The sequence below is a fragment of the Paenibacillus sp. GbtcB18 genome, assembly GCF_019091125.1.
Lineage (GTDB): Bacteria > Bacillota > Bacilli > Paenibacillales > NBRC-103111 > Paenibacillus_F > Paenibacillus_F chitinolyticus.
In genome coordinates this window covers 388,359-408,394 of record NZ_JAGXJX010000006.1, presented here as the reverse complement: position 1 = coordinate 408,394, position 20,036 = coordinate 388,359, and the positions used below count along the sequence as shown (strand labels likewise).

The 20,036-nt window shown below is 51.0% G+C and carries 21 protein-coding genes and 5 tRNA genes; 2 read left to right on the top strand and 24 right to left on the bottom strand.

What is annotated here, in order from left to right; all coding sequences use genetic code 11:
* Nucleotides 1–320: 320 nt before the first annotated feature.
* The 6 genes from KVT34_RS19635 to KVT34_RS19610 all read right to left on the bottom strand — a co-directional run bounded on the left by KVT34_RS19635 (nt 321) and on the right by KVT34_RS19610 (nt 1,428).
* Nucleotides 321–402, bottom strand: a tRNA-Leu gene (locus KVT34_RS19635).
* Nucleotides 403–419: 17 nt separating this feature from the next.
* Nucleotides 420–492, bottom strand: a tRNA-Lys gene (locus KVT34_RS19630).
* Nucleotides 493–495: 3 nt separating this feature from the next.
* Nucleotides 496–570: transfer RNA gene (locus KVT34_RS19625), tRNA-Glu, on the bottom strand.
* Between the two features lie 194 nt (nt 571–764).
* Nucleotides 765–855 (bottom strand) — tRNA-Ser (locus KVT34_RS19620).
* Nucleotides 856–860: 5 nt separating this feature from the next.
* Nucleotides 861–936, bottom strand: a tRNA-Asn gene (locus tag KVT34_RS19615).
* Between the two features lie 18 nt (nt 937–954).
* Nucleotides 955–1,428, bottom strand: coding sequence for a SprT family protein (locus KVT34_RS19610; protein WP_217560496.1), 474 nt, complete (start codon nt 1,426–1,428; stop codon nt 955–957).
* A gap of 142 nt (nt 1,429–1,570) precedes the next feature.
* Here KVT34_RS19610 and KVT34_RS19605 point away from each other — a divergent pair, with 142 nt between their 5' ends.
* Together KVT34_RS19605 and cmpA are read left to right on the top strand one after the other, a co-directional pair.
* A complete protein-coding gene (locus KVT34_RS19605) occupies nt 1,571–1,936 on the top strand; it encodes a hydrolase/acyltransferase (protein ID WP_217560495.1) in 366 nt (121 codons plus the stop codon).
* Between the two features lie 95 nt (nt 1,937–2,031).
* On the top strand, nt 2,032–2,178 hold the full coding sequence (gene cmpA, locus KVT34_RS19600; protein WP_085981306.1) for a cortex morphogenetic protein CmpA: 147 nt from the start codon (nt 2,032–2,034) through the stop codon (nt 2,176–2,178).
* Nucleotides 2,179–2,226: 48 nt separating this feature from the next.
* Here cmpA and nagZ read toward each other — a convergent pair whose 3' ends face one another.
* From nagZ to rfbD, 18 genes are all read right to left on the bottom strand, one after another.
* Nucleotides 2,227–3,486 (bottom strand): beta-N-acetylhexosaminidase, encoded by a 1,260-nt coding sequence (gene nagZ, locus KVT34_RS19595; RefSeq protein WP_217560494.1) that lies wholly within the window; start codon nt 3,484–3,486, stop codon nt 2,227–2,229.
* 193 nt (nt 3,487–3,679) lie between these two features.
* Nucleotides 3,680–5,911 (bottom strand): Tex family protein, encoded by a 2,232-nt coding sequence (locus tag KVT34_RS19590; RefSeq protein WP_254634998.1) that lies wholly within the window; start codon nt 5,909–5,911, stop codon nt 3,680–3,682.
* A 182-nt stretch (nt 5,912–6,093) separates the two neighbouring features.
* Nucleotides 6,094–6,444, bottom strand: a complete 351-nt coding sequence (locus tag KVT34_RS19585; protein ID WP_009675190.1) for a type II toxin-antitoxin system PemK/MazF family toxin — start codon at nt 6,442–6,444, stop codon at nt 6,094–6,096.
* Nucleotides 6,445–6,448: 4 nt separating this feature from the next.
* On the bottom strand, nt 6,449–6,730 hold the full coding sequence (locus KVT34_RS19580) for a CopG family ribbon-helix-helix protein (protein ID WP_036740450.1): 282 nt from the start codon (nt 6,728–6,730) through the stop codon (nt 6,449–6,451).
* Between the two features lie 215 nt (nt 6,731–6,945).
* Nucleotides 6,946–8,145, bottom strand: coding sequence for an alanine racemase (gene alr / locus KVT34_RS19575; RefSeq protein ID WP_217560493.1), 1,200 nt, complete (start codon nt 8,143–8,145; stop codon nt 6,946–6,948).
* 182 nt (nt 8,146–8,327) lie between these two features.
* Nucleotides 8,328–9,761 carry an outer membrane lipoprotein-sorting protein gene (locus KVT34_RS19570; protein WP_217560492.1) on the bottom strand — a complete coding sequence of 478 codons (1,434 nt, stop codon included), beginning with the start codon at nt 9,759–9,761 and terminating at the stop codon, nt 8,328–8,330.
* A gap of 577 nt (nt 9,762–10,338) precedes the next feature.
* Nucleotides 10,339–10,548, bottom strand: coding sequence for a DNA glycosylase AlkZ-like family protein (locus KVT34_RS19565; RefSeq protein ID WP_217560491.1), 210 nt, complete (start codon nt 10,546–10,548; stop codon nt 10,339–10,341).
* 156 nt (nt 10,549–10,704) lie between these two features.
* Entirely contained in the window at nt 10,705–11,121 is a 417-nt protein-coding gene (locus KVT34_RS31915) for an ABC transporter permease (RefSeq protein ID WP_254634996.1), read from the bottom strand.
* The gene (locus KVT34_RS31910; RefSeq protein ID WP_254634995.1) at nt 11,018–11,518 is read right to left on the bottom strand and encodes an ABC transporter permease; all 501 of its coding nucleotides are present in this window, start codon (nt 11,516–11,518) and stop codon (nt 11,018–11,020) included. Before KVT34_RS31910 ends, KVT34_RS31915 begins: the two co-directional genes overlap by 104 nt.
* Nucleotides 11,515–12,468: an ATP-binding cassette domain-containing protein gene (locus KVT34_RS19555; protein WP_217560489.1), complete on the bottom strand. Its 954-nt coding sequence runs from the start codon at nt 12,466–12,468 to the stop codon at nt 11,515–11,517. The genes KVT34_RS31910 and KVT34_RS19555 overlap by 4 nt, the downstream gene beginning before the upstream one ends.
* A 56-nt stretch (nt 12,469–12,524) precedes the next feature.
* Nucleotides 12,525–13,346: an NAD(P)H-binding protein gene (locus KVT34_RS19550; protein ID WP_217560488.1), complete on the bottom strand. Its 822-nt coding sequence runs from the start codon at nt 13,344–13,346 to the stop codon at nt 12,525–12,527.
* Nucleotides 13,347–13,359: 13 nt separating this feature from the next.
* The gene (locus tag KVT34_RS19545) at nt 13,360–14,259 is read right to left on the bottom strand and encodes a helix-turn-helix transcriptional regulator (RefSeq protein ID WP_217560487.1); all 900 of its coding nucleotides are present in this window, start codon (nt 14,257–14,259) and stop codon (nt 13,360–13,362) included.
* A 475-nt stretch (nt 14,260–14,734) separates the two neighbouring features.
* Nucleotides 14,735–14,863, bottom strand: a complete 129-nt coding sequence (locus tag KVT34_RS32435; protein ID WP_255246865.1) for a hypothetical protein — start codon at nt 14,861–14,863, stop codon at nt 14,735–14,737.
* 62 nt (nt 14,864–14,925) lie between these two features.
* Nucleotides 14,926–16,341 (bottom strand): undecaprenyl-phosphate glucose phosphotransferase, encoded by a 1,416-nt coding sequence (locus tag KVT34_RS19540; RefSeq protein WP_217560486.1) that lies wholly within the window; start codon nt 16,339–16,341, stop codon nt 14,926–14,928.
* 31 nt (nt 16,342–16,372) lie between these two features.
* A complete protein-coding gene (galU, locus tag KVT34_RS19535; RefSeq protein ID WP_217560485.1) occupies nt 16,373–17,260 on the bottom strand; it encodes a UTP--glucose-1-phosphate uridylyltransferase GalU in 888 nt (295 codons plus the stop codon).
* Nucleotides 17,261–17,287: 27 nt separating this feature from the next.
* A complete protein-coding gene (locus tag KVT34_RS19530) occupies nt 17,288–18,154 on the bottom strand; it encodes a glycosyltransferase family 2 protein (RefSeq protein WP_217560484.1) in 867 nt (288 codons plus the stop codon).
* A gap of 107 nt (nt 18,155–18,261) precedes the next feature.
* The gene (locus KVT34_RS19525; RefSeq protein WP_217560483.1) at nt 18,262–19,194 is read right to left on the bottom strand and encodes a glycosyltransferase family 2 protein; all 933 of its coding nucleotides are present in this window, start codon (nt 19,192–19,194) and stop codon (nt 18,262–18,264) included.
* Nucleotides 19,178–20,035 carry a dTDP-4-dehydrorhamnose reductase gene (gene rfbD, locus KVT34_RS19520; RefSeq protein ID WP_217560482.1) on the bottom strand — a complete coding sequence of 286 codons (858 nt, stop codon included), beginning with the start codon at nt 20,033–20,035 and terminating at the stop codon, nt 19,178–19,180. Before rfbD ends, KVT34_RS19525 begins: the two co-directional genes overlap by 17 nt.
* Between the last annotated feature and the right edge of the window lies 1 nt (nt 20,036).

Sequence of the window (20,036 nt, the reverse complement as noted above, 5' to 3'; positions counted from 1 at the left end):
TATCTCGACCAATCTAATTGATCGTCCACCAACATCAACATCAACATCAACACAAATCTCCGTTTTTAGACTTCCTCTCATGTTTACACAGGAACTGTTCAACGACATCGGGTCCATACTGCAACCGCCTGGCGGTATATCTGTCTTGATATTTCGAAGCTTTCGGCCTTTCGACATCCGCATGATGTACTTGATCCTTTGTCGATAAAACATCCCGCACAATTAGACACCTGTCTCACAGTTCGATATTTCTCGGGAAATATTTCTAAAAAAATAAAAGACCCCGCTGTATTCAGCAAGGTCTCTTATTTAATGAGGTATGCGGTCGGAGGGATTTGAACCCTCACGCCCATTGGGCACTACCCCCTCAAGATAGCGTGTCTGCCGTTCCACCACGACCGCATGTGAGGTAAAGAATGTGAGCCATGAAGGACTCGAACCTTCGACACCCTGATTAAAAGTCAGGTGCTCTACCAACTGAGCTAATGGCTCTCATGGTGACCCGTAGGGGATTCGAACCCCTGTTACCTCCGTGAAAGGGAGGTGTCTTAACCCCTTGACCAACGGGCCTTGTCAACTCTTAGAACATGATGTCGTTTTTGACGACAAGTGTTATTATAGCTTAACCTTTTCAAAATGACAAGCCTAATTTAGAATGAATTTTCTGGCACAAAATCGTTCCGGCCGGTACCGGTCCATGTGTACCAATGTCTGTAAAAAGCAAAAAAGCCGCTGTATCTAAGCGACTTTCTTCACAATACTTATGGCGGAGAGAGAGGGATTCGAACCCTCGCACCACTTACGCAGTCTAACCCCTTAGCAGAGGGTCCCCTTGAGCCACTTGGGTATCTCTCCAGATATGGCTCCCCGAACAGGACTCGAACCTGTGACAACTCGATTAACAGTCGAGTGCTCTACCAACTGAGCTATCAGGGAAAGACAATAATTAATTTATCATGAACGTTTGGGAAAGTCAAGCGTGTAAAGTTGCAGCTTTCCCCGGCACTTTCCGCACGAGTATTTACGCACATCCATCTTTCTTTTCCGGTAATATTCGGTGCCGCAGGCCACGCACTTGAGCTTGTACTTATAAGGCGCCGGTTCCTTGCGTTGAGGCAAAGCCCGGCAAAATCGCGTCCCGCCCACTTGCTTGAGCAGAAGCTTAAAGTCGGCATCCCGGTGCTGATAGCCTCTTCTCTGCAAATGAAGATGATAGTGGCACAGCTCGTGCTTAATGATTTTTTCGACATCGTCCCTGCCGTAAGTCTCCCACTGATGCCAGCTGATCTCGATATCGTGTGACTTCGTAAAATAGCGACCGCCCGTGGCACGAAGCCTACGGTTAAACCGCGCACGGTGACGAAACGGCCATCCGAACGCCTGCATAGAAATCTGCTCCACCCACACCTGAAGCTGCCCGTCGTCCATAGCAAGCGACTCCTTTCCCCGCTTCGGCACTGGATTTCCCGTATGCTCCCGCGGATAAGTCTCTCTTGAATTTGTACCTAATGAAGGGCTATACTGTCAAGTAGAAAACGAGAACGTGATGCGCGAGAGGAGCACCGCCGCTATGCCGACCAGCGTTATGAAATATGCCGTATTGAAACTGAAAGACCAGCTTGAATTTGTCGAAATGCCCGCTACGCACATGTACCAGCTTACGGCCCTGAACGGCCGGCTGCACAAAGAAATCGAGAAGCTGACCGCACACAATGTGCCTGAACTGCCGGTCGTCATCGCCGAATGCGACAACCTGGAGCCGGTGAGTACCGCGTATGCGATAACCGGAGGTCTGGACTATATTAATAAGCTCGAAGCTTCCTTCGCTTCCATTCAGGAATCCGCCTACCCGCTCGTATCGCTCCTCACCGAAATCCGGGCGCTGCAGGCCCAACTTGAGCAATGGTACGAAGAGTACGAGGAAGATCAGCAGTAAATCTCCGCTTTTCCGATAAAAAAGCTGCAGGACCTGCACGCCGGACGCCTCTGCCCCATATGCTGTAAGTAGTCAGTCAGGAAGGGGATGGCGTTATGCCGCAATGGCTCTGCAACCAGCTGATGCGAGCGTTCCAGAACAAAAACCCTCGGCAGATTCGTTTACTTAACGACAGTTGGTTTTTTTACCGGACACGGAGATCACCCGACGAGCTGTCGGGATCCTTTGAAAAAAGCAGGTAGCTCCGCATAGGCGGAATTACCTGCTTTTTTTGTAACGGCTCTGGGCCGTTAAGGCATACGGGCGTCCAAAACCCGGCCGATCTGCTCGTTGATTTTGCCGACGTCCGGCTCCGGAGCCGGCTGATCGGCTAACGTGTACTTGTATTTAAGCTTCAGAATCCGGTAAACACTCTCATCGATTCTCCGCTCCGAAAGGACGCCGGTTTCGGCGGCCTGCTTCAGCGCTTTTACGACACGGACCGTGTTGTCGAATTCGTGACAAACTAGGGCTACGTCCGTGCCTGCTTTCACGGCTTGAACGGCCGCCTCGCCGATTCCGTAACTTTTGACGATGGCGCCCATTGTCAGATCGTCCGTGAACACGACACCGCCGAAATTCAGCTCTTTGCGCAGCAAATCGGTAATGACCGCCGGGGATAAGGAAGCCGGATAGGTGGCATCCAGCTTCGGAAGCAGAATGTGCGCAACCATGACCGCATCCGCCCCGCTCTGAAAGGCTTTGACGAAGGGGACGAGCTCAAAAGAACGCAGACGGCCCGCATCGTGCTCCACGACAGGCAGCCCGATGTGGGAATCTACCGCGGTATCGCCATGTCCCGGGAAATGTTTCACAACGGGAATCACCTTCTGCGCGGCGATGGCTTTCATCATCTCGACCCCAAGATTGCTTACAAGCTCGGGCGTCGACCCGAAAGAACGGTCCCCGATGACCGGATTGTTCGGGTTGCTGTTGATATCGAGCACGGGAGCGAAATTTGTGTTAAATCCGAGGGAAGCCACTTCCCGGGCGAGAATATCTCCGATCTCCGCAGCGAACCGCAGGTTCTTCGTACTGCCGATTACCCGGCTCGCAGGTACGTTCATATACTCGTCCGGCATGCGGCTGACGCGTCCGCCTTCCTCGTCGACACTCAGCATTAGCGGTATTTTGCTCCCCGTACGGGCATTCTCTTCTTTCAACGAATTCAGGAGGGCTACCGTCTGCACCGTGCTTTTTACGTTCGGCTTGAATAAAATGAAGCCTCCGACTTTATAGGTATCTATCAGCTGCCGCGCATGCTCGTCCATCTCCAAGCCGTCGACTCCGCTGATGACCATTTGACCGATTTTCTGATCCAGCGTCATCCTTGCAATCTGATCCTTCAGCGGGTCGTCGACCGTAGGTGTCGGACTCGGCTGCGACTCCTTGCCGCCGCTTTGGCTTTTGCCCGGACCTGCCTGCGGTCCCGATGTGCCGCAGCCGGCCGAAATGAACAGCAGAACGGCAAGCGCCAGCGTTCCTCCCTTGCGTAACCATGTGTGAAGCATGGACCTTCCCTCCGCTCTGATCGTCTGCCGGATTCCAGCGGCAGCTATCTTTTCTGTTTTTGCCCATTCGTGTAAGAGTTATTCCTGCCTTGCCTGAACGAGATGTCAGGACGGTACCGAGGCGCGGAATTCAGAGTAAAAAAGAAAACCTCAAGCTCTTTGGGATCTTGAGGTTCTTTATGGCCGGTTCCGTTTATTGCGGCTGTTTCATGGTCAGGCCGACACGGCCCTTCTTTGCATCTACGTTCAATACCCAGACCGTTACGTTGTCACCGACGGATACCACATCCATCGGATGTTTCACGAACTTGTCGCTGAGCTGGGAAATATGGACGAGACCGTCGCTTTTGATGCCGATATCGACAAATGCGCCGAAATCGATCACGTTGCGCACGGTACCCTGAAGCTCCATCCCCGGCTTCAAATCTTCGATCTGAAGGACGTCGGTCCGGAAGATCGGCGTGCCGAGTTCCTCGCGGGGATCGCGGCCCGGACGCTGCAGGCTGTCCAGGATATCGCGCAGCGTAGGCACGCCGATGCCAAGCTTGGGCGCAAGCTCTTCGGGCTCCTGGCGCTGAAGCAGCTCCTTGAGCTGCTGGGATCCGATCCCGGCAAGCTCGACTCTCAGCTCGGCCAGCAGCTTGTCCACCACGTCGTATGTCTCGGGGTGGATCGGCGTGTTGTCGAGCGGATTGCCGCTTCCGGGTACCCGGAGGAAGCCGATGCACTGCTCGAACGTTTTCGCGCCGAGGCGGGGAACCTTCTGCAGCTCTTTGCGGCTGCCGAACTTCCCGTTCTCCTCGCGGAACTTCACGATATTCTTCGCGATCGTGCTGTTGATTCCGGAGACGTAGGAAAGCAGCGACGGCGATGCCGTGTTCACGTCGACACCGACATGGTTAACCGCGGATTCGACAACCGCTTTGAGGCTCTCGTCGAGATGCTTCTGCGAGACGTCGTGCTGGTATTGGCCGACGCCGATCGCTTTCGGCTCGATTTTGACAAGCTCCGCGAGCGGGTCCTGCAGACGGCGCGCGATCGAGATGGCGCTGCGCTCCGCGACGTCGAGGTCCGGGAACTCCGTCTGAGCAAGCTTCGATGCGGAGTACACGCTTGCGCCGGCCTCGTTCACGATGAGGTACTGGAGCTTGCGCGCTTTAAGTTCGGCGATCAGATCCGCCACGAACTGCTCGGTTTCGCGCGAAGCGGTACCGTTGCCGATGACGATGAGGCTGACATCGTACGTGTCGATCAGGCGCTTGAAAGCGGCCTTCGCTTCCGCGACTTTGTTGTTCGGCGGCGTTGGATACGTCACCGTGACCTCCAGCATCTTACCCGTCTCGTCCACGACGGCCAGCTTGCAGCCGGTCCGGTAAGCCGGATCGACGCCGAGCACGGTTTGGCCCTTAACGGGCGCCTGGAGGAGCAGATTCCGCAGATTGCCGGCGAAAATCTGGATCGCGTGCGTCTCCGCCCGTTCCGTCAGCTCTCCGCGGACTTCCCGCTCGATGGATGGCGCGATCAGACGCTTGTAGGCGTCTTCCACAGCCGATTGCAGCGCGTCGCGCGTCACGGACGGCCCCTGGATGACCTGGCGGCCGATGAATTCATGGATTCGCTCCACGGGAACGTCGAGCGCCACTTTCAGCACGTCCTCGCGCTCACCGCGGTTAATCGCCAGCGTGCGGTGCGGCGGCATTTTTTTCAGCGGTTCCTGGTAGCTGTAATACATCTCGTAAACGGACTCTTCTTCCTGCTTCTTCGCTTCCGTACGCAGAATCCCGTTGTCGTGCGTAAATTTACGGACCCAGGCCCGGATTTTCGCATCGTCCGCGAGCTGCTCGGCAACGATATCCTGCGCGCCTTGAAGAGCTTCTTCGGTGGTGCCGACGCCTTTGTCTTCGCGAACGTACTTCGCGGCTTCTTCCTGAAGCGAGCCTTTCTGAGGCTGTTTCAGTATAAATTTCGCCAGCGGCTCCAGCCCTTTTTCCTTCGCGACGCTTGCGCGTGTTTTGCGCTTCTGGCGGTATGGACGGTACAAATCCTCCAGCTCCTGGAGCTTTACCGCTTTTTCAATGGAAGCCTGAAGCTCACCGGTGAGCTTGTCCTGCTCGTCGATAAGACGCAGCACTTCCAGCTTGCGGTCTTCCAGATTGCGGAGGTAATTCAGCCGCTCCTCGATATCCCGCAGGAAATTCTCGTCGAGTTCTCCCGTCATTTCCTTGCGGTAACGCGCGATAAACGGGATGGTATTGCCTTCATCCAGAAGATTTACAGTCGTTTGAACCTGCGAAGCCTTGAGCTGAAGCTCGGCGGCGATTTGTTTGACGATTCGGGCAGCCGTAGCCGCCGTTTTTTCCTCGGTCCGTTCGTAGCTCTTAGGTGCTTGCTGCTTGTCTGCGTGCTGGACATCCGTGTTTGCCATCGTTATTCCCCCATGCGTTTTGTAGCTTTCTTCCGGGCATAGTTATACTCGGCCCGATCCTTCCCCCGAAAACCTCTTGATCTCCGCAGCTTTCGCGTGCCCGGACCTCATTTTCGTGCCGACCTTAGTTAAAGAAACGAAAAAACGAGGGCTGTTAGGGCCCCTCGCTCCTCATTTCATCGCTAGAAATCAATCAGTCCCACGCTGACCTGCAGCGCTTCGTCCACCTTGCGCATTGATTCTTCATCCAGATGCGTAATTTTGTCGGTCAGCCGCTGTTTGTCGATCGTACGGATCTGTTCCAGCAAAATGACGGAGTCCCGGTCGAAACCGTGCGTTTCCGCATCGATTTCCACGTGCGTCGGTAGCTTCGCTTTCTGAATCTGCGCCGTGATTGCGGCGACGATGACCGTCGGGCTGAAGCGATTGCCGATGTCGTTCTGGATAATCAGCACCGGACGGACGCCGCCCTGCTCGGAACCGACAACCGGTGAAAGATCTGCGAAGTACACATCGCCACGTTTTACAATCAAATTATTACACCCCGCTTACTAAGCGTACCAGCGTATTGTCCGCCTCTTCCTCCGCTTGAAAAGCTTCGTCCGCTATCGTTAGGTTGATTTTAGCCATCTCCATGTAGCCTTTCTGCATGGATTCGCGAAGGCTGCGTTTTTTGCGTTCAAGCAAATACAGCTTCATGGCCTGGCGAATAAACTCGCTTCGGTTGGAGTTCTCCTTCTCCACAATGCCGTCGACCTCCTGTAATAGGTTGTCTGGCAAACTGATCATGATCCTCTTCGTGTTATGAGCATTATTCACCGATTTCGCACCCCCAAGAAACATCCGAAAACACTTTACTACCATTATGTCGATGCAGTAGTAAATTTATACTACTTCAGTATATATGCGCGTGGTATATCATTTATGCCATACGCATCGTCAAGCTCCCTTGTAATCTATTCGAGGGCATACCCTGAAATCCTGTTTTTCCTTCGGGAAAAATTGTGGAATTTTGATTAAATTCTGTCGATCCGTTAAAAAAGATGTCTGAACAGGGAGTTGACCGCCTTCACTCTACGGCCGCCGCTTACGTAAACGCGGGGAACCCGGTGAGAGATCATGCAGGTTACTTCGTAATTGATCGTACCCAGCTTAGCGGCGATTTCCTCCGCGGTTATGCGTTCTCCGCCCTGCTCGCCGAGCAGGACGACCTCGTCTCCGAATGCCGCTTCCGGAATATCGCTCGTATTCAGCATACATTGATCCATACAGATCCGGCCCACGACCAGAGCTCTTCTGCCGCGCACCAGTCCTTCCGCTTTCCCCGTCAACAGACGCGAGAAGCCGTCGGCATAGCCGATCGGCAGTGTGGCAATCCGTTCATCGCCTTGCGTGTGATAAATGGTGCCGTAGCTGACGCCCGATCCGGGCGGAAGGGTCTTCAGATGGACGATCCCCGTTTTGAGGCTCAGTACGGGTTTCAGCCTAATCTGCTCTTTGTTTACCTCTTCGGAAGGATACAGCCCATACATGGCAATGCCCAGACGTACCATATTGTAAGTAAGTTCGGGCAGATCGATGGCAGTCGCGCTGTTGCCGGCGTGCACAAAAGGAAAACGGGCTCCCGGCAGCTCACCGGCCTTCCGGACGATCCCGGCGAATTTCGCGTGCTGTTCGTACGTATAAGCTTTGTCGGTTTCATCCGCATTGGCATAGTGGGTAAACAGCCCCTCGACCCGGACTCCCCGCGTCTGCAGCGCTTTCGCGATAAACGCGATCGCTTCGTCCTCGTCGTGCAAGCCGATCCGTCCCATGCCGCTGTCGATTTTAATATGAATGTTAAGCGGCGGTTTGTTCCCGCCCGCTGCGGCGTCGCGCTGCGCATACCCGGAAGCCGCTTCAAGCAGTTCTTCCGTATAAACGGTCAACGTAATGTCGTGTTCCAGCGCAAGTCCGATCCCTTCAGGCGGCGTATAGCCCAGAACCAGGATAGGCGCCGTAACGCCGGCGTTCCTCAGTTCCATCGCTTCGTCGAGAAAAGCTACGGCCAGATAGGTCGCGCCGCATTCCATTGCCACTTTCGAAACCTCTACGGCGCCATGGCCGTAGGCATCGGCTTTCAGAACCGCCATCATGTGTACGCTTCCCGGCAGCACGCGCCTGAAAGTCTCCAGGTTGCTGCGGAGCGCATCCAATGAAATTTCCACGTAAGTCGGACGGTAAAAAGCATCCACGTCAAAGTTCACCTTCTTCAAAACTGTACACGGGACAAGGGAGATCCCGAATAAACAGGGTCTCCCTTCCCTAATTGGCCGGCACTTCCGCCGTCCTCCGTTACACCCATGTTAAAGGCTCCGCTGGATGAAGTCAATGCATTGTTCCGGGCAAAATTCCCCAATCCATGGGCCTTTACGGGTTATTTGCCCGCTTCTTCGGCAACGGACTGGGCGATTTTGACAAGCTCGTCGTGCGGCAGGTCGGCGGTCGCCAGGCGGAATTCGATGCCCTCGTACGTCCACGTCAGCGTCTTCTTCTCGTCGCCGGTGACCACACCGAGCGTGTAGCCCAGGTCGACGATATCGCCGGGCAGGACGGATACGGTCTGTGTCTGCGGCGCTACCTCGAGCAGCGTGTAGTTGTAGGTCCCCTGGTAGCGGACCATGATGCCCGTGTTCTCGCCGAGCTTCACGTCCCGGATGTCCTGCTGCGCGACACCCTTGGGCATGTAGGACGGCTCGATGAGCCCGAAGCCCGCGCTGCTGTTGGCCGCGGCTTTGTTGTCCGCGTCGGCGGCACCGGTCGCGGAAGTGCCCGCCGCTGCGGGGGCAGGCTGCTTGTCGCCGGTGCCGCCTGCGGAGGCTGCGCCGCCCGCGGAAGCGCCTGGCGCAGCGGGCATCTTGCCCGCGTCAGCCGCCGCGCCGCCGGAGCCCGCCGCCGCGGCCGGAGCCTTCGCGGAGCCGTCTGCGGCTTTGCCTGCGGCGGCCGCGCTTTGGCCGGGCGACGCGGCCGGGGCTTTGCCGCCGTCGGCGGCCGCTCCGGCGCTTGCGCCGCTCGCGGGAGTTCCCGCAGCCGCGTCCTTGCCCGCGGTGCCTGCCTGCGCGGATGCCGGGGTATCCTTGCCGGCAGCCGCTTTGCCGTCCGGAGACGTCGCGCCCGCAGCCGGTTCTGTTGCCACGCCGGAGACAGGCGCGTCCTTATCCAGCGATTTCAGATCCCAGCTGGTCATGTTGCGCTGCATGTCAAAGCTGTCTTTTTCCAGCTTTTTACCAAACTCAAACTGGGTGAAATCAAGCTTAACGAGTACGTTCGAGCTGCTGTCGGAAACTTCGACCTTCTGCGGCGCGAGGCTTTTTTGATCCAGCCATATCTTCTGTCTCGCCATCTGTCCGCTGTTGGCATAATTCGCCGCCACGTCGAAGACGAACGAATTGCCCTCTTTCGTAAACTGCCGCTCCGTGTCCAGCAGAATGCTTTGAGCCAAGGACTGGAACAGGTACACCTGACCCTGATTCTCCGGCCAGTCGCTCTGGAACCGGAAGCTTTTATGCAGATGAGGCGTCAAAACAAAAACTCCGTCATCGTTGCGCAGCACAACCTGCGTGATGTCTTTTTTCTCATTGGTCAAGGAAATGCGGTAATAATGCGGCTGTTGGTACCACACCTCCACCTGATATTCCTGCGGTTCCTGCCCGGTTTGAAGAACCATGCGTCCCGTACCCTGATAACTTTCGAGCTTGCCGATCACATGATCCAAATCTTTTACTACCGATCCTGCATCCTTTTTTCCACAACCGGCCAGAAGCAATGCTGCACTCATCACGATGGCGAGTATCCATGTGACCCGACGCATGTCATCATCCCCTCATCCTTAAGTAAAATGTACTGATACATGTCTATGAAAGGACTTGGCCGATTATGCGGACTAGTTTGACAAGCCGTGATCCTGTCCTCGGCCGGTTTGTTCTGCCGGGGTAACCGGATAGTGTTCGTGCCGCACGGCCAAAAGCTGCATGCGAAAAGGAGGCCATCTTAATAGAAGACCTCCTTTTCCTACCTAGCCGCGACTGCCATGTTTGTCAGGCAAAGCCTATTCTAATCCAACCAAAATGAAGCTTCTGCCCGGTCGGCAGGGCTTGTGAAGCTCATCGGACAGGTTAGAAGGATTCACCAAGGGCCGTGTTGGCTGAACAAGATAACCGTAATCCCCCTCTTCAAGTCGCGGACGAACGAAGAAGTGAATCCGTTAAGGCCGGCGTTGCACAGCATGCCGGATGTGACGAATGCTTAAGCTACTTTCCCTCCCCAGGACTTCCCTTCTCCATGGGTTATCGATCCGGTGAGAAGCGGTATCTTCTCGCGCAATTCGGACAGAGTCGCCTCGCGCCCATCCGCGAGCAGCGCAAATGTCTGCTCGCCTGCCTCACGGATCAAGCGGCGACGCGGTTGCTCGCCCCGGCCTGGGCGAAGCGAAGCAGCTCGCGAGGGAAGACGAATAGGGTTCGTCGCATCGCCAAGTGCTTGATAAGGGAGCGATCAACGTAAAGGGCGTGATCCATATCTTCCACAATCATCCCATCGACACGCGCCCAGGCAGAGAGATACACGGTCGGCTGGTCCGTCCCGTGGAGACACACCATACTCCTCGCCGCGTCAACAACTTCCGTTGCCCGAAATCCAGGCGCTAAATGGTGGCGACGTGCCAATCGCGCTCGACGTTCGGCTGCACCGATGCTCCGGGTGGAATGAGTGGTCATTGTCTTTATCCTCCTCTGCTTGTAGAACGATCAATAAAGTTAGCGATTATTTTTAGTCAGATACAAATACAACGTCATAGGGGCAAAGATGGCGATCAACAGCAGGCAAACACCAAGTCCGGCTGTAATGTCCATTGTGGTTGCCGTACCATTCATGACTCCCCGTACTGTCGTAACTGCAATGCTGATTGGGTTGATATCCACGACGAACCCAATCCATTTCGGCATCGTTGACGAGTCTACCAGAATATTGCTCGCAAACATGAGAGGATACACCAACATCATGCTTGATCCCGATACCGTCTCAGGCCGTTTGGCCAAGACACCAATCATCGAAAAAATCCAACTTACACTAAAGGCGAAAAAAATGATAAACAAAATAGCTAGTAGTGTTCCCTTGATCCCGTCCTCCGGGCGGAAGCCAAGCAGCAGCCCTGTTCCACAAGCTACGAGCAAAGCTTAGTGCATCTGTCATTAATGGCCCGAGTACGGAGGCCGGTTGCCAAAAAGGCATCGTTCGGAAACGATTGTATACCCCATTCGAGATATCTTGGCAAAGGGTTGTCCCGCTATAGATGGTCATCGGAACAACCGTAAGAACGAGGATGCCAGGCAGCAGAAATTGGATGTATGCCTCAGTGGAACCCGCAATAGCGCCGCCAAACAAGAAATTAAAAATAAGCAGCAGCATAACAGGAGTCAGAACGGCATCCATTACAAATCCAAAAAGATTGTTTTTCGTATTTTGCCATGTTCTCCACATGAAGATTGTTGTCGATGTTAAGGAATTTGGACTGGGTGGTGCAGACCTTCGTAACAACATCGATTCATTCAGGATAGGGCTGCTGTTCATTGAACGGCCTCCTTCCCCTGTTTAGATGAAGTTAAAGCCATGAATACTTCGTTCAAGCTTGGCTCACTTAGGGAAAAGTAGTCTATCGGGACTTTATTGCTCACGAGCGTATGTATGGCTTGGCTTGCGAGAATGGCTTCTTGCACGGGTATATTATATTCAAGCGGATCATGGCCTTGAAATCCTGTCAAATGATGATGATCGGCTAACAAGCGGCTGATGGTTGCTTCATCTGTCTGTTCGGCCAATCGAATCGCTAACGTTTTGCCCCCAACGGATGCCTTCAATTGATTAGGTGTCCCTTCGGAAACAATGCTCCCGTTATCGATGACAGCGATTCTGTCAGCCAACTGATCGGCTTCTTCCAGGTATTGGGTCGTCAACAACACCGTCGTTCCCTGCTTCAATAACGTTCGAACCATTTCCCATACCCCCATACGACTTTGAGGGTCTAATCCGGTTGTCGGTTCATCCAGAAAAATAATTTCCGGCTGGGTAACGATGCCGGCGGCAATATCTAAGCGTCTGCGCATGCCTCCGGAATAGTTCCGGACCATACAATCCTTGGCATCTGATAACGCGAACGATTGAATCAGTTGTTCCGCTATGGCACGGGCCTCCTTTGAGGTATAACCATGAAGCCTGGCAATCATGATGATATTCTGCATTCCTGTCAACCCTTCATCAAGGGCAGCGAACTGCCCCGTCAGACTTATTTTCTTTCTCACTTCCTTGGCGTGCTCCACCACATCATAACCGGCTACAAGCGCAGTTCCCCCATCCGGCTTAAGAAGTGTGGACAACATATCGATGGTCGTTGTTTTCCCTGCGCCGTTAGGACCGAGCAAAGCAAACAGTTCCCCTTTTTTGACGCGTAAATGAATTCCTTTGACCACCTCATTTTCGTTAAACGATTTTCTGAGATCGTTGACTTCGATAGCATAGGACATTTCTGACAACCCCTTATTCCCTTGATCCAATATGGCACCCTGCTGAAATTTGAATATTACAAAAAGTTATTTTTATGTTCAGAAACCCATTCGGCGAGTGTTCTGGCAGGACGTCCTGTCACTTGCTCAATAGTGGGGACAACCGTATGTCCAATTGCGGGTGGATTCTTGCCCATAAGGACAAAAAATTCGATAGCCCCCTCTTCATAACCCTGATCTCTCCAGTTTTGTCTCACCTGCTCTTCCGTAAGTTCAACAAATTCAATATCTTTACCGATCCCTTCACTAATCGTCCGCACAGCTTCTCTTCGCGAAAGAGACTCCGGGCCTGTGAGAATATAACTGTGCCTGTGATGGCCATTCTCCGTAAGCGCCGCAACGAAAACAGCGGCTATGTCTGCTTCATGGACTCTAGCACTCAGTGCATCTCCGAAAGCCTCCTGGACAACCCCCTCCGAACGAATGGATTCCTGCCAATCCACTAGGATATTGGCCATAAATTCTCCAGGCTTTACGAGTGTCCATTCCATCCCGCTATTTTTCAGCGCTTCTTCAACAGGCCCTTCTTCGTAACCGACCAATACGGTGACCCGTTTAACACCGGCAAGTTCCGCCAATTCAATCACTTTGGGCTGCGTATCCAACGTTGCATTAGGCTCATCGCTGGAGGTGATTAAGAACAATCCTTTAACGCCTTCCAATGCGGCTTGCAGCGTTTCCGGCGCATTAAGATCCCCTGCCACAACCTCAACACCGTCCGGTAAATTAGCCTTTGCCGGATTGCGCGACACGGCTCTCACCTGCTTCCCCTTTTGCACGAGCTGAGTCACAACATGTCTTCCTACCGTTCCTGTAGCACCTGTTACTAATAGTGTCATTTGCTGATTCCTCCTATTTGCGCTGCGTATAAAGCTTTTGGATTTCGTTGATTTTTTCCAATAAATCTTGCTTCAACTCGTCAGGCGAAATGATTGTCACCTTTGAACCGTAGCTCAGAATAATGGAAATCGCATATTCTTGCGAGTAGAAAACCGTGTGTACGTCAATATAATCCCCGTGGTGCGTACACTCTCCCTGAAACTGCTCGTACACTCGAGGCTGAGCTGTTAAATCGAAACGCAGTTGGGCTTGTACGCCTTGAGCCTCTTCTTCAGCGGGAAGAGATGATAGGACTCTAGGTTGAAAATGGTCGTCTAGCACTTCCAGTTCGGTGATCCTGGACACCCGGAAGAAGCGTTTCGCTTGATGCGATAAGCAATACCCCTCCAAATACCATGCCCCGCGCTCCCAATACAACTTGACTGGCTCTACCTTTCTTTGAGATAAGGTGCCTGTTGCACTTGTGTAAGAAAATGCAAGGACTCGGGTCCGATTGATCGCATGAAGGAGCGGATGAACAATCTCCTTCTCACCTTCTGACGTACTCATATCAAATACGATCTTATCGTGATGTCCCCCTTTCAACAGAGCAGGCTGCAGACCGGAAAGCTTCTGCATTAACGAGACAGACGGGCCCCCCATGGCTCCTTCCATGCCCTTAAGAAGATTGTAGATGACCGAAAAATCATCAACAGAGAAGTGCTGTTTCGTTAAGAAAAAACCGTTCATCAGTTCAAAACCACCGTCAGTACCCGTAAACGAAGCAACAGGAATGCCCGCTTGATTGATCAGATCCACATCACGATAAATCGTACGAATGGAAACCTCGAATCTAGCTGCCAATTCTGTTGCCGTCACTCTTTTTCTTGTCAGCAGCTCCATCGTAATTCCGAGCATGCGATCCAGTCTCATCTTTTCACCACTCTCCTTCCGCGATTTATCGGCTCATCTGTTTGAAAGCATAACATCCGAATTCTGACATCATGTATGTCAGGATTCCAAACACATAGAATCTTGTCATAGTTATTCCTCTTAATCTGTTTATGAGATTGTATCCATATTGAGACTATACTTCATGGCTTAAAAACGGAGTAGATGGAAATGGCACACTGGAAATAGTAATACTATACGAGGGACCATTCCAGTGAGGAAGTAATTTGAGGTTTGAGCAAAAAAGCGCCCCCTCGTTATAATGGAAATCGTTCCCCAAGAACAAATCCCACTAACGAAAAAGGCGCTCAACATGAAGCAGAAGCTGAAACAGAAGCATTGACGGCGGCTGGGCAGCGAGATAAGAAGGTTTCCCGGATGCTCCTATGGTAAACCGCCCAAATTGAAAGCCGCCGAAACCGGGAAGACCGGTCGGCGGCTTTTATTTTTCCCCTCATTAGTTCATCAAGTAAAGAAACCCGCCGATAATGACCGCCCACATGACGGCTCCCATCAGCACTCCGATGATCAGGCCGCGCCCCATTGGCATTTGATCGTCCCGGTAAGCGTCTTCATGATCGATCATAAAAAAACCTCCCCGTTACCAAGATATGATCCTAGTATCGGGAAGATTCGGGCGGAATATACTTAATAAGCATTTTTGTTCGTAAAGCCGTTTACGATTGTTTTCCAGATAATCTTGATGTCGAAGAGGAACGACCAATTCTCGATATAGAAAATATCGTGCTGAATCCGGTCCGAGATCGAAGTGTCCCCCCGCAGTCCGTTGCTCTGCGCCCAGCCTGTAATACCCGGGCGAATATGATGCTTCACCATATATTTCGGAATTTCTTCTTTAAACTGCTCCACGAAAAACGGCCGTTCCGGACGCGGTCCGACTACACTCATATGCCCGAAAAGCACATTGAAAAACTGAGGCAGCTCATCAAGGCTCGTTTTGCGGAGAAAGGCGCCCAGCCTCGTTTTACGCGGATCGTCGGCTGTCGTCCAGCCGGTATCGGACGTGTTTGCCGTCTCCTGGCGCATCGAGCGGAATTTGTACATATAAAACTTCCGCCGGTTTAACCCTACCCGCTCCTGCCTGAAAATCACCGGTCCGGGCGACGTCAGTTTGATTGCAACGGCAATCACAATCATCACCGGAAGGGTGATCAGGATGGCCGTGAGCGAAAACGCGAGGTCGAAAGCCCGTTTGATCACGCGGTTGCTGATCATATCGAGCGGAATATCGCGTACATTGATCAGCGGCATCCCCGCAAAGTTATCGAAAAACGGCCGCGCCGGCAAATAATCGAAAAAGTCGGGAATGATCAGCGTCCGTACGCCCGCCTTCTCGCAAGCCGCGATGATCCGCGGGAATTTGTGATGAACGTCCAGCGGCAGCGCGATAATGACTTCATCGATCAATTTGTCCTGCAGGATTTCATCCAGATCGTCCAGACAGCCGATAACCGGCTTATAAGGAGCCGCCGGAAGCTCCTTGCGCTCCGAATGCCCGCCGTGATCATCGAGAAACCCGATAATTTCGTAGCCGAGCTCCGGATGCTGCAGCAGATTATCGTGAAAGCGCCGCCCCAGCGTACCCGCTCCCAGAATGAGCACAAACTGTTTGTTGTACCCTTTCTCGCGAAGACGCTTGAGGCTTTCCTTCAAAACGTAGCGGTAAACGGTGATGAGCACAATATCCAGCACGATATACAACGCGAGAAATTCACGCGAAATATGCACTTCTTTGAAGAAGAAGAGCAAGCTAAACTGGATGAACAAGCTGATTAGATGCGTCTGCACGATTTTGATCAGCGCATCGGCAAACCGTTTCTTGCGGTTCGGTCCGTAAAGGCCGACGAAAAAACCGACCGCTACGGCCACCGCCCCGTACACCGCGCTCCAAGCGGCATAAACGGAGATGGGAATCGGCTGATTGGCGTCCAGCCATCCGCTCTCGAATTTAACCCACCAGGCGATCAGGAAGGCGGTCTGAATCACAGCGAAATCAAAAATCGCATAGACCTGGTTTAGAAATTGTTGATTTCTGCGAAGCATGGAAGATTCACCTCAAAAATCGTTGGAGATTCTAAACGGTCTGTCTGGATAAAATTTCATCCACTTTATTTATCATATAGTCCACTAGCTGAGTACGAAGTTCTTCATTTTTCAAAGCATATTCTATATTCGTTTGAATAAAACCAAATTTCTCTCCCACATCGTAACGTATTCCTTCAAAATCATATGCGTAGACTTTCTCAAATTTGCATAGGGCATTGATAGCATCGGTCAGTTGAATCTCACCGCCGGCCCCCACATGCTGCTGCTGCAGCAAATCAAAAATGGCGGGAGTCAAAATATATCGTCCCATTATAGCGAGATTGGAAGGAGCCAACTGAGGTTTAGGTTTTTCTATCAGGCTATTCACTTCATAAATACGCGAATTTAACTGGATGGGATTCACTATTCCGTATCTCGACACTTCTTCCGTTGAGACGCGCTGTATTCCGATTACTGAGCTCTGTCTCTTCTCATAAACGTCTATCATTTGTTTTAGGCAAGGGTTATTTTCAGAGTCTACAATATCGTCGCCGAGCAAAACAGCAAAGGGTTCGTTTCCGATAAATTTGCGGGCACACCATACGGCATGACCTAAACCTTTAGGTTCCTTTTGACGGATATAATGAATCTCGACTTTAGCGCTCTTAAGCACTTCATCCAGCAGGGAAAGCTTTCCTTTCTCCAACAAATTCCGCTCAAGCTCGAACGAGTTATCAAAATGATCTTCGATAGCACGTTTGCCTTTACCGGTTACAATAATAATATCTTCAATACCGGATTCAATCGCTTCTTCCACGATATATTGAATCGTCGGTTTATCAACAATAGGAAGCATCTCTTTAGGCATTGCTTTCGTAGCAGGTAAAAATCGGGTCCCTAGTCCTGCTGCGGGTATGATCGCTTTTCTAATTTTCATCTTTTCTTCCTCCCAAAAAGGTGTTCTCTATATTTTCTTCATAATTTTATTTTTCAAGATTGCCAGACTGAATTTTACAGCCACACCTGTATAGACAGCTATATTCGTTACAAATGAATATTTACGCTCGTAATGCTTACGATGGAACAAGATCATGGCCCTGTGAAATTCATAGATGATTTTATAGGGCTTGCGTCTGCTGCTGGCGCCTTTGTAATGGATAATCCTGGTGTGGGGATAATAATAAATTTGCCAGCCCGCTTCCTTAATCCGATAGCACCAGTCCACGTCTTCCCCATACATGAAAAACTCTTCGTCAAGCATCCCGACTTCCTCGATCGTTTTCCGGCGAACCATCATAAACGCCCCGACCAAACAATCGACTTCGTATTCTTCGTCAGGGTTCAAATACCCCAGCTGGTATTGATTGAACCGGGGACGATCTGGGAACAATTTCGAAAAGCCGAACGCATAATAAAAAGACGCCGACGGCGTCGGAAAACCCCGTTTGCACGCTTTATCGAGAGAGCCGTCCGGCAGGATAACTTTACAGCCGGATGCACCGACATGTGGATGTTCATTCATGTAATCCAGCATAATTTGGAAGGTATCCGGCTCCACAATCGTGTCCGAGTTCAGCAATAAAATATATTGGCCCTGCGCTATTCTTATGCCCTGATTGTTCGCTCGGGAAAAACCGACGTTTTCCTGATTCACGATCAAATCTACCTGGGGAAATTCGTTTCGAATGCAAGAAACCGAATCATCTAGGGAGTTATTGTCAATCAAAAGTACTTCGTATGTATACCCCGTAATGGAGGCATATACCGAATGCAGACAATCTATCGTCAGCCGACGGGTATTGTAATTAACAATGATAATGCTTAAGTCCATTTGTATCTCCATCCGCATTTACTAGATATTCCTAGTATAACATGCAAGATTGTGAATAAGCTAAATCTTCTCCAAATAAAAAAGACCTCCATTAGAGCTAAAGGTCTTTAAGACTTCCAGTTGAGAAATAACCCAAAATTTCGCACAACTCCTATTTTGTAAAACCCATTCTTAAGAAGTGAAAATCGGCCTCTTAAGAATGAACTATTTTCCAGCCTGATAAATTCCTTCAAGAGTACACGGCTTTCTTTAGGGAGAATTTCGAAAAATTGCTCTTCAAAAGCTTTCGCTTGGCGTATATTCTTGTCCAGATACACGGGTTCAAATACCTTGTTCTTGATGTAAGACATCCCGAACCGCTTAGCACCTACACTGTTTTCCTCATGCTGCCGATACAAAATTGTCGGCTCCGTCACATAACCGATCTTACCGAGCGCACTGGCTACGAGACCCATCCACCAATCATGCATAATCGCGTCTGCATGTACGGGAAGACTGAGCTCAGCCAACCGACGGTTGATCATCATCGTGCAGCCCGTGATGACATTCTGCATAAGCAAGCGCGGAAACGAATCCTTCCGTGGATTTAGGTTCTGGTACCTCCAAAATGAAAGATTAATATTCTCATCTTGTTTCCCTATAACTGTAAGGTCCGAATGTACCAAAACTGGCAATGAAGTGTCTTCAGCTTCTTTCTGTTTCATAATCTTGAGGGTCTTTTCGATTTTGGTGGGAAGCCAGATATCGTCTTGATCGGTAAACATAAAATAATCCGCTTCCGAAACAAAAAGTCCGACTTTCAATAATTCACCAAAACTCATTTTCGGTCCCATGTTATCCTTGTTTTCCATAATCTGTATATTATATCTGTGCTTGTATCTCTCTAGTATAGCGAGAGTTGCATCGGTCGATCCATCGTCTCTTACAAACAATCGAATATTTTTATAAGACTGTCGGAAAATGGAGTCCAACTGAGACTCCAAATATTTCTCCCCATTGTAAGTAGATAGAAGAATAACTACATTATCCGTCTGTTCCATCTATATACTCCTTTAAAAAATCCGATAGACCTTCTTGCCAAGACCTCAGGCTCTTAAAGCCGTTCGTTCGGATACACATATTATCCATGACGGAAAAGCCAGGCCGTATGGCCGGACGGGGGAACTGATCAGTCGTGCACGGATTGACTGATATTTTTATACCCGCTACTTGAAAAATCGTTTGGGCAAATTCATACCATGTGCACCTACCTAAATTAGACGCATGATAAATACCATACTTCTCGGTTTGCGTAAGATTTAATAAAAAGTCGGCCAAGTCAGCTGTATATGTTGGCGACCCCACTTGGTCATGAACAACATTTAAGGTAGTATGCTCTTTGCTCAGCTTAAGCATTGTTTTCACAAAATTTTGTCCATATTTACCATATACCCAAGAGGTTCGGACGATAAAAAAACGGCTGCAAAGTGACATTGTCAATAATTCTCCAGCTAACTTCGACTTACCGTATATTGTTTGGGGATTGGTTAAATCATATTCCTTATAAGGAACATTCGACGTACCATCAAAAACGTAGTCAGTACTGATGTAGCATAATTTACAATTAAGCTTTTCAGCCTCTACTGCTAAATTTCTTGTACCATCCGCATTCACCCGGTAAGCAAGGTCTGCCTCAATTTCCGCTTTGTCTACAGCCGTATAGGCACCGCAATGAATGATTAAGTCAGGACCAATTTGTTTAAGAACCCGGGCACATTGTCCTTGATCAGTAAAGTCCAGTTCTTTACGGCCGAATGCTAATACTTGATGGCCGGCCTTTTCAAATAAACGGCATACTTCTGTACCCAGTTGTCCCGCCGCCCCCGTTACAACTACTTTCATC

Coding starts and splice junctions, on each gene's coding strand:
- galU (WP_217560485.1), bottom strand. CDS start 17,260: ATGAAAATTAGAAAAGCGATCATACCCGCAGCAGGACTAGGGACCCGA.
- KVT34_RS19590 (WP_254634998.1), bottom strand. CDS start 5,911: ATGGCAAACACGGATGTCCAGCACGCAGACAAGCAGCAAGCACCTAAG.
- cmpA (WP_085981306.1), top strand. CDS start 2,032: ATGCCGCAATGGCTCTGCAACCAGCTGATGCGAGCGTTCCAGAACAAA.
- KVT34_RS19570 (WP_217560492.1), bottom strand. CDS start 9,761: ATGCGTCGGGTCACATGGATACTCGCCATCGTGATGAGTGCAGCATTG.
- KVT34_RS19550 (WP_217560488.1), bottom strand. CDS start 13,346: ATGACACTATTAGTAACAGGTGCTACAGGAACGGTAGGAAGACATGTT.
- KVT34_RS19525 (WP_217560483.1), bottom strand. CDS start 19,194: ATGGAACAGACGGATAATGTAGTTATTCTTCTATCTACTTACAATGGG.
- KVT34_RS19610 (WP_217560496.1), bottom strand. CDS start 1,428: ATGGACGACGGGCAGCTTCAGGTGTGGGTGGAGCAGATTTCTATGCAG.
- KVT34_RS31910 (WP_254634995.1), bottom strand. CDS start 11,518: ATGAACAGCAGCCCTATCCTGAATGAATCGATGTTGTTACGAAGGTCT.
- KVT34_RS19530 (WP_217560484.1), bottom strand. CDS start 18,154: ATGGACTTAAGCATTATCATTGTTAATTACAATACCCGTCGGCTGACG.
- rfbD (WP_217560482.1), bottom strand. CDS start 20,035: ATGAAAGTAGTTGTAACGGGGGCGGCGGGACAACTGGGTACAGAAGTA.
- nagZ (WP_217560494.1), bottom strand. CDS start 3,486: ATGCTTCACACATGGTTACGCAAGGGAGGAACGCTGGCGCTTGCCGTT.
- KVT34_RS19540 (WP_217560486.1), bottom strand. CDS start 16,341: ATGCTTCGCAGAAATCAACAATTTCTAAACCAGGTCTATGCGATTTTT.
- KVT34_RS19605 (WP_217560495.1), top strand. CDS start 1,571: ATGCCGACCAGCGTTATGAAATATGCCGTATTGAAACTGAAAGACCAG.
- KVT34_RS32435 (WP_255246865.1), bottom strand. CDS start 14,863: ATGATCGATCATGAAGACGCTTACCGGGACGATCAAATGCCAATGGGG.
- KVT34_RS19545 (WP_217560487.1), bottom strand. CDS start 14,259: ATGAGACTGGATCGCATGCTCGGAATTACGATGGAGCTGCTGACAAGA.
- KVT34_RS19565 (WP_217560491.1), bottom strand. CDS start 10,548: ATGGTGTGTCTCCACGGGACGGACCAGCCGACCGTGTATCTCTCTGCC.
- KVT34_RS19555 (WP_217560489.1), bottom strand. CDS start 12,468: ATGTCCTATGCTATCGAAGTCAACGATCTCAGAAAATCGTTTAACGAA.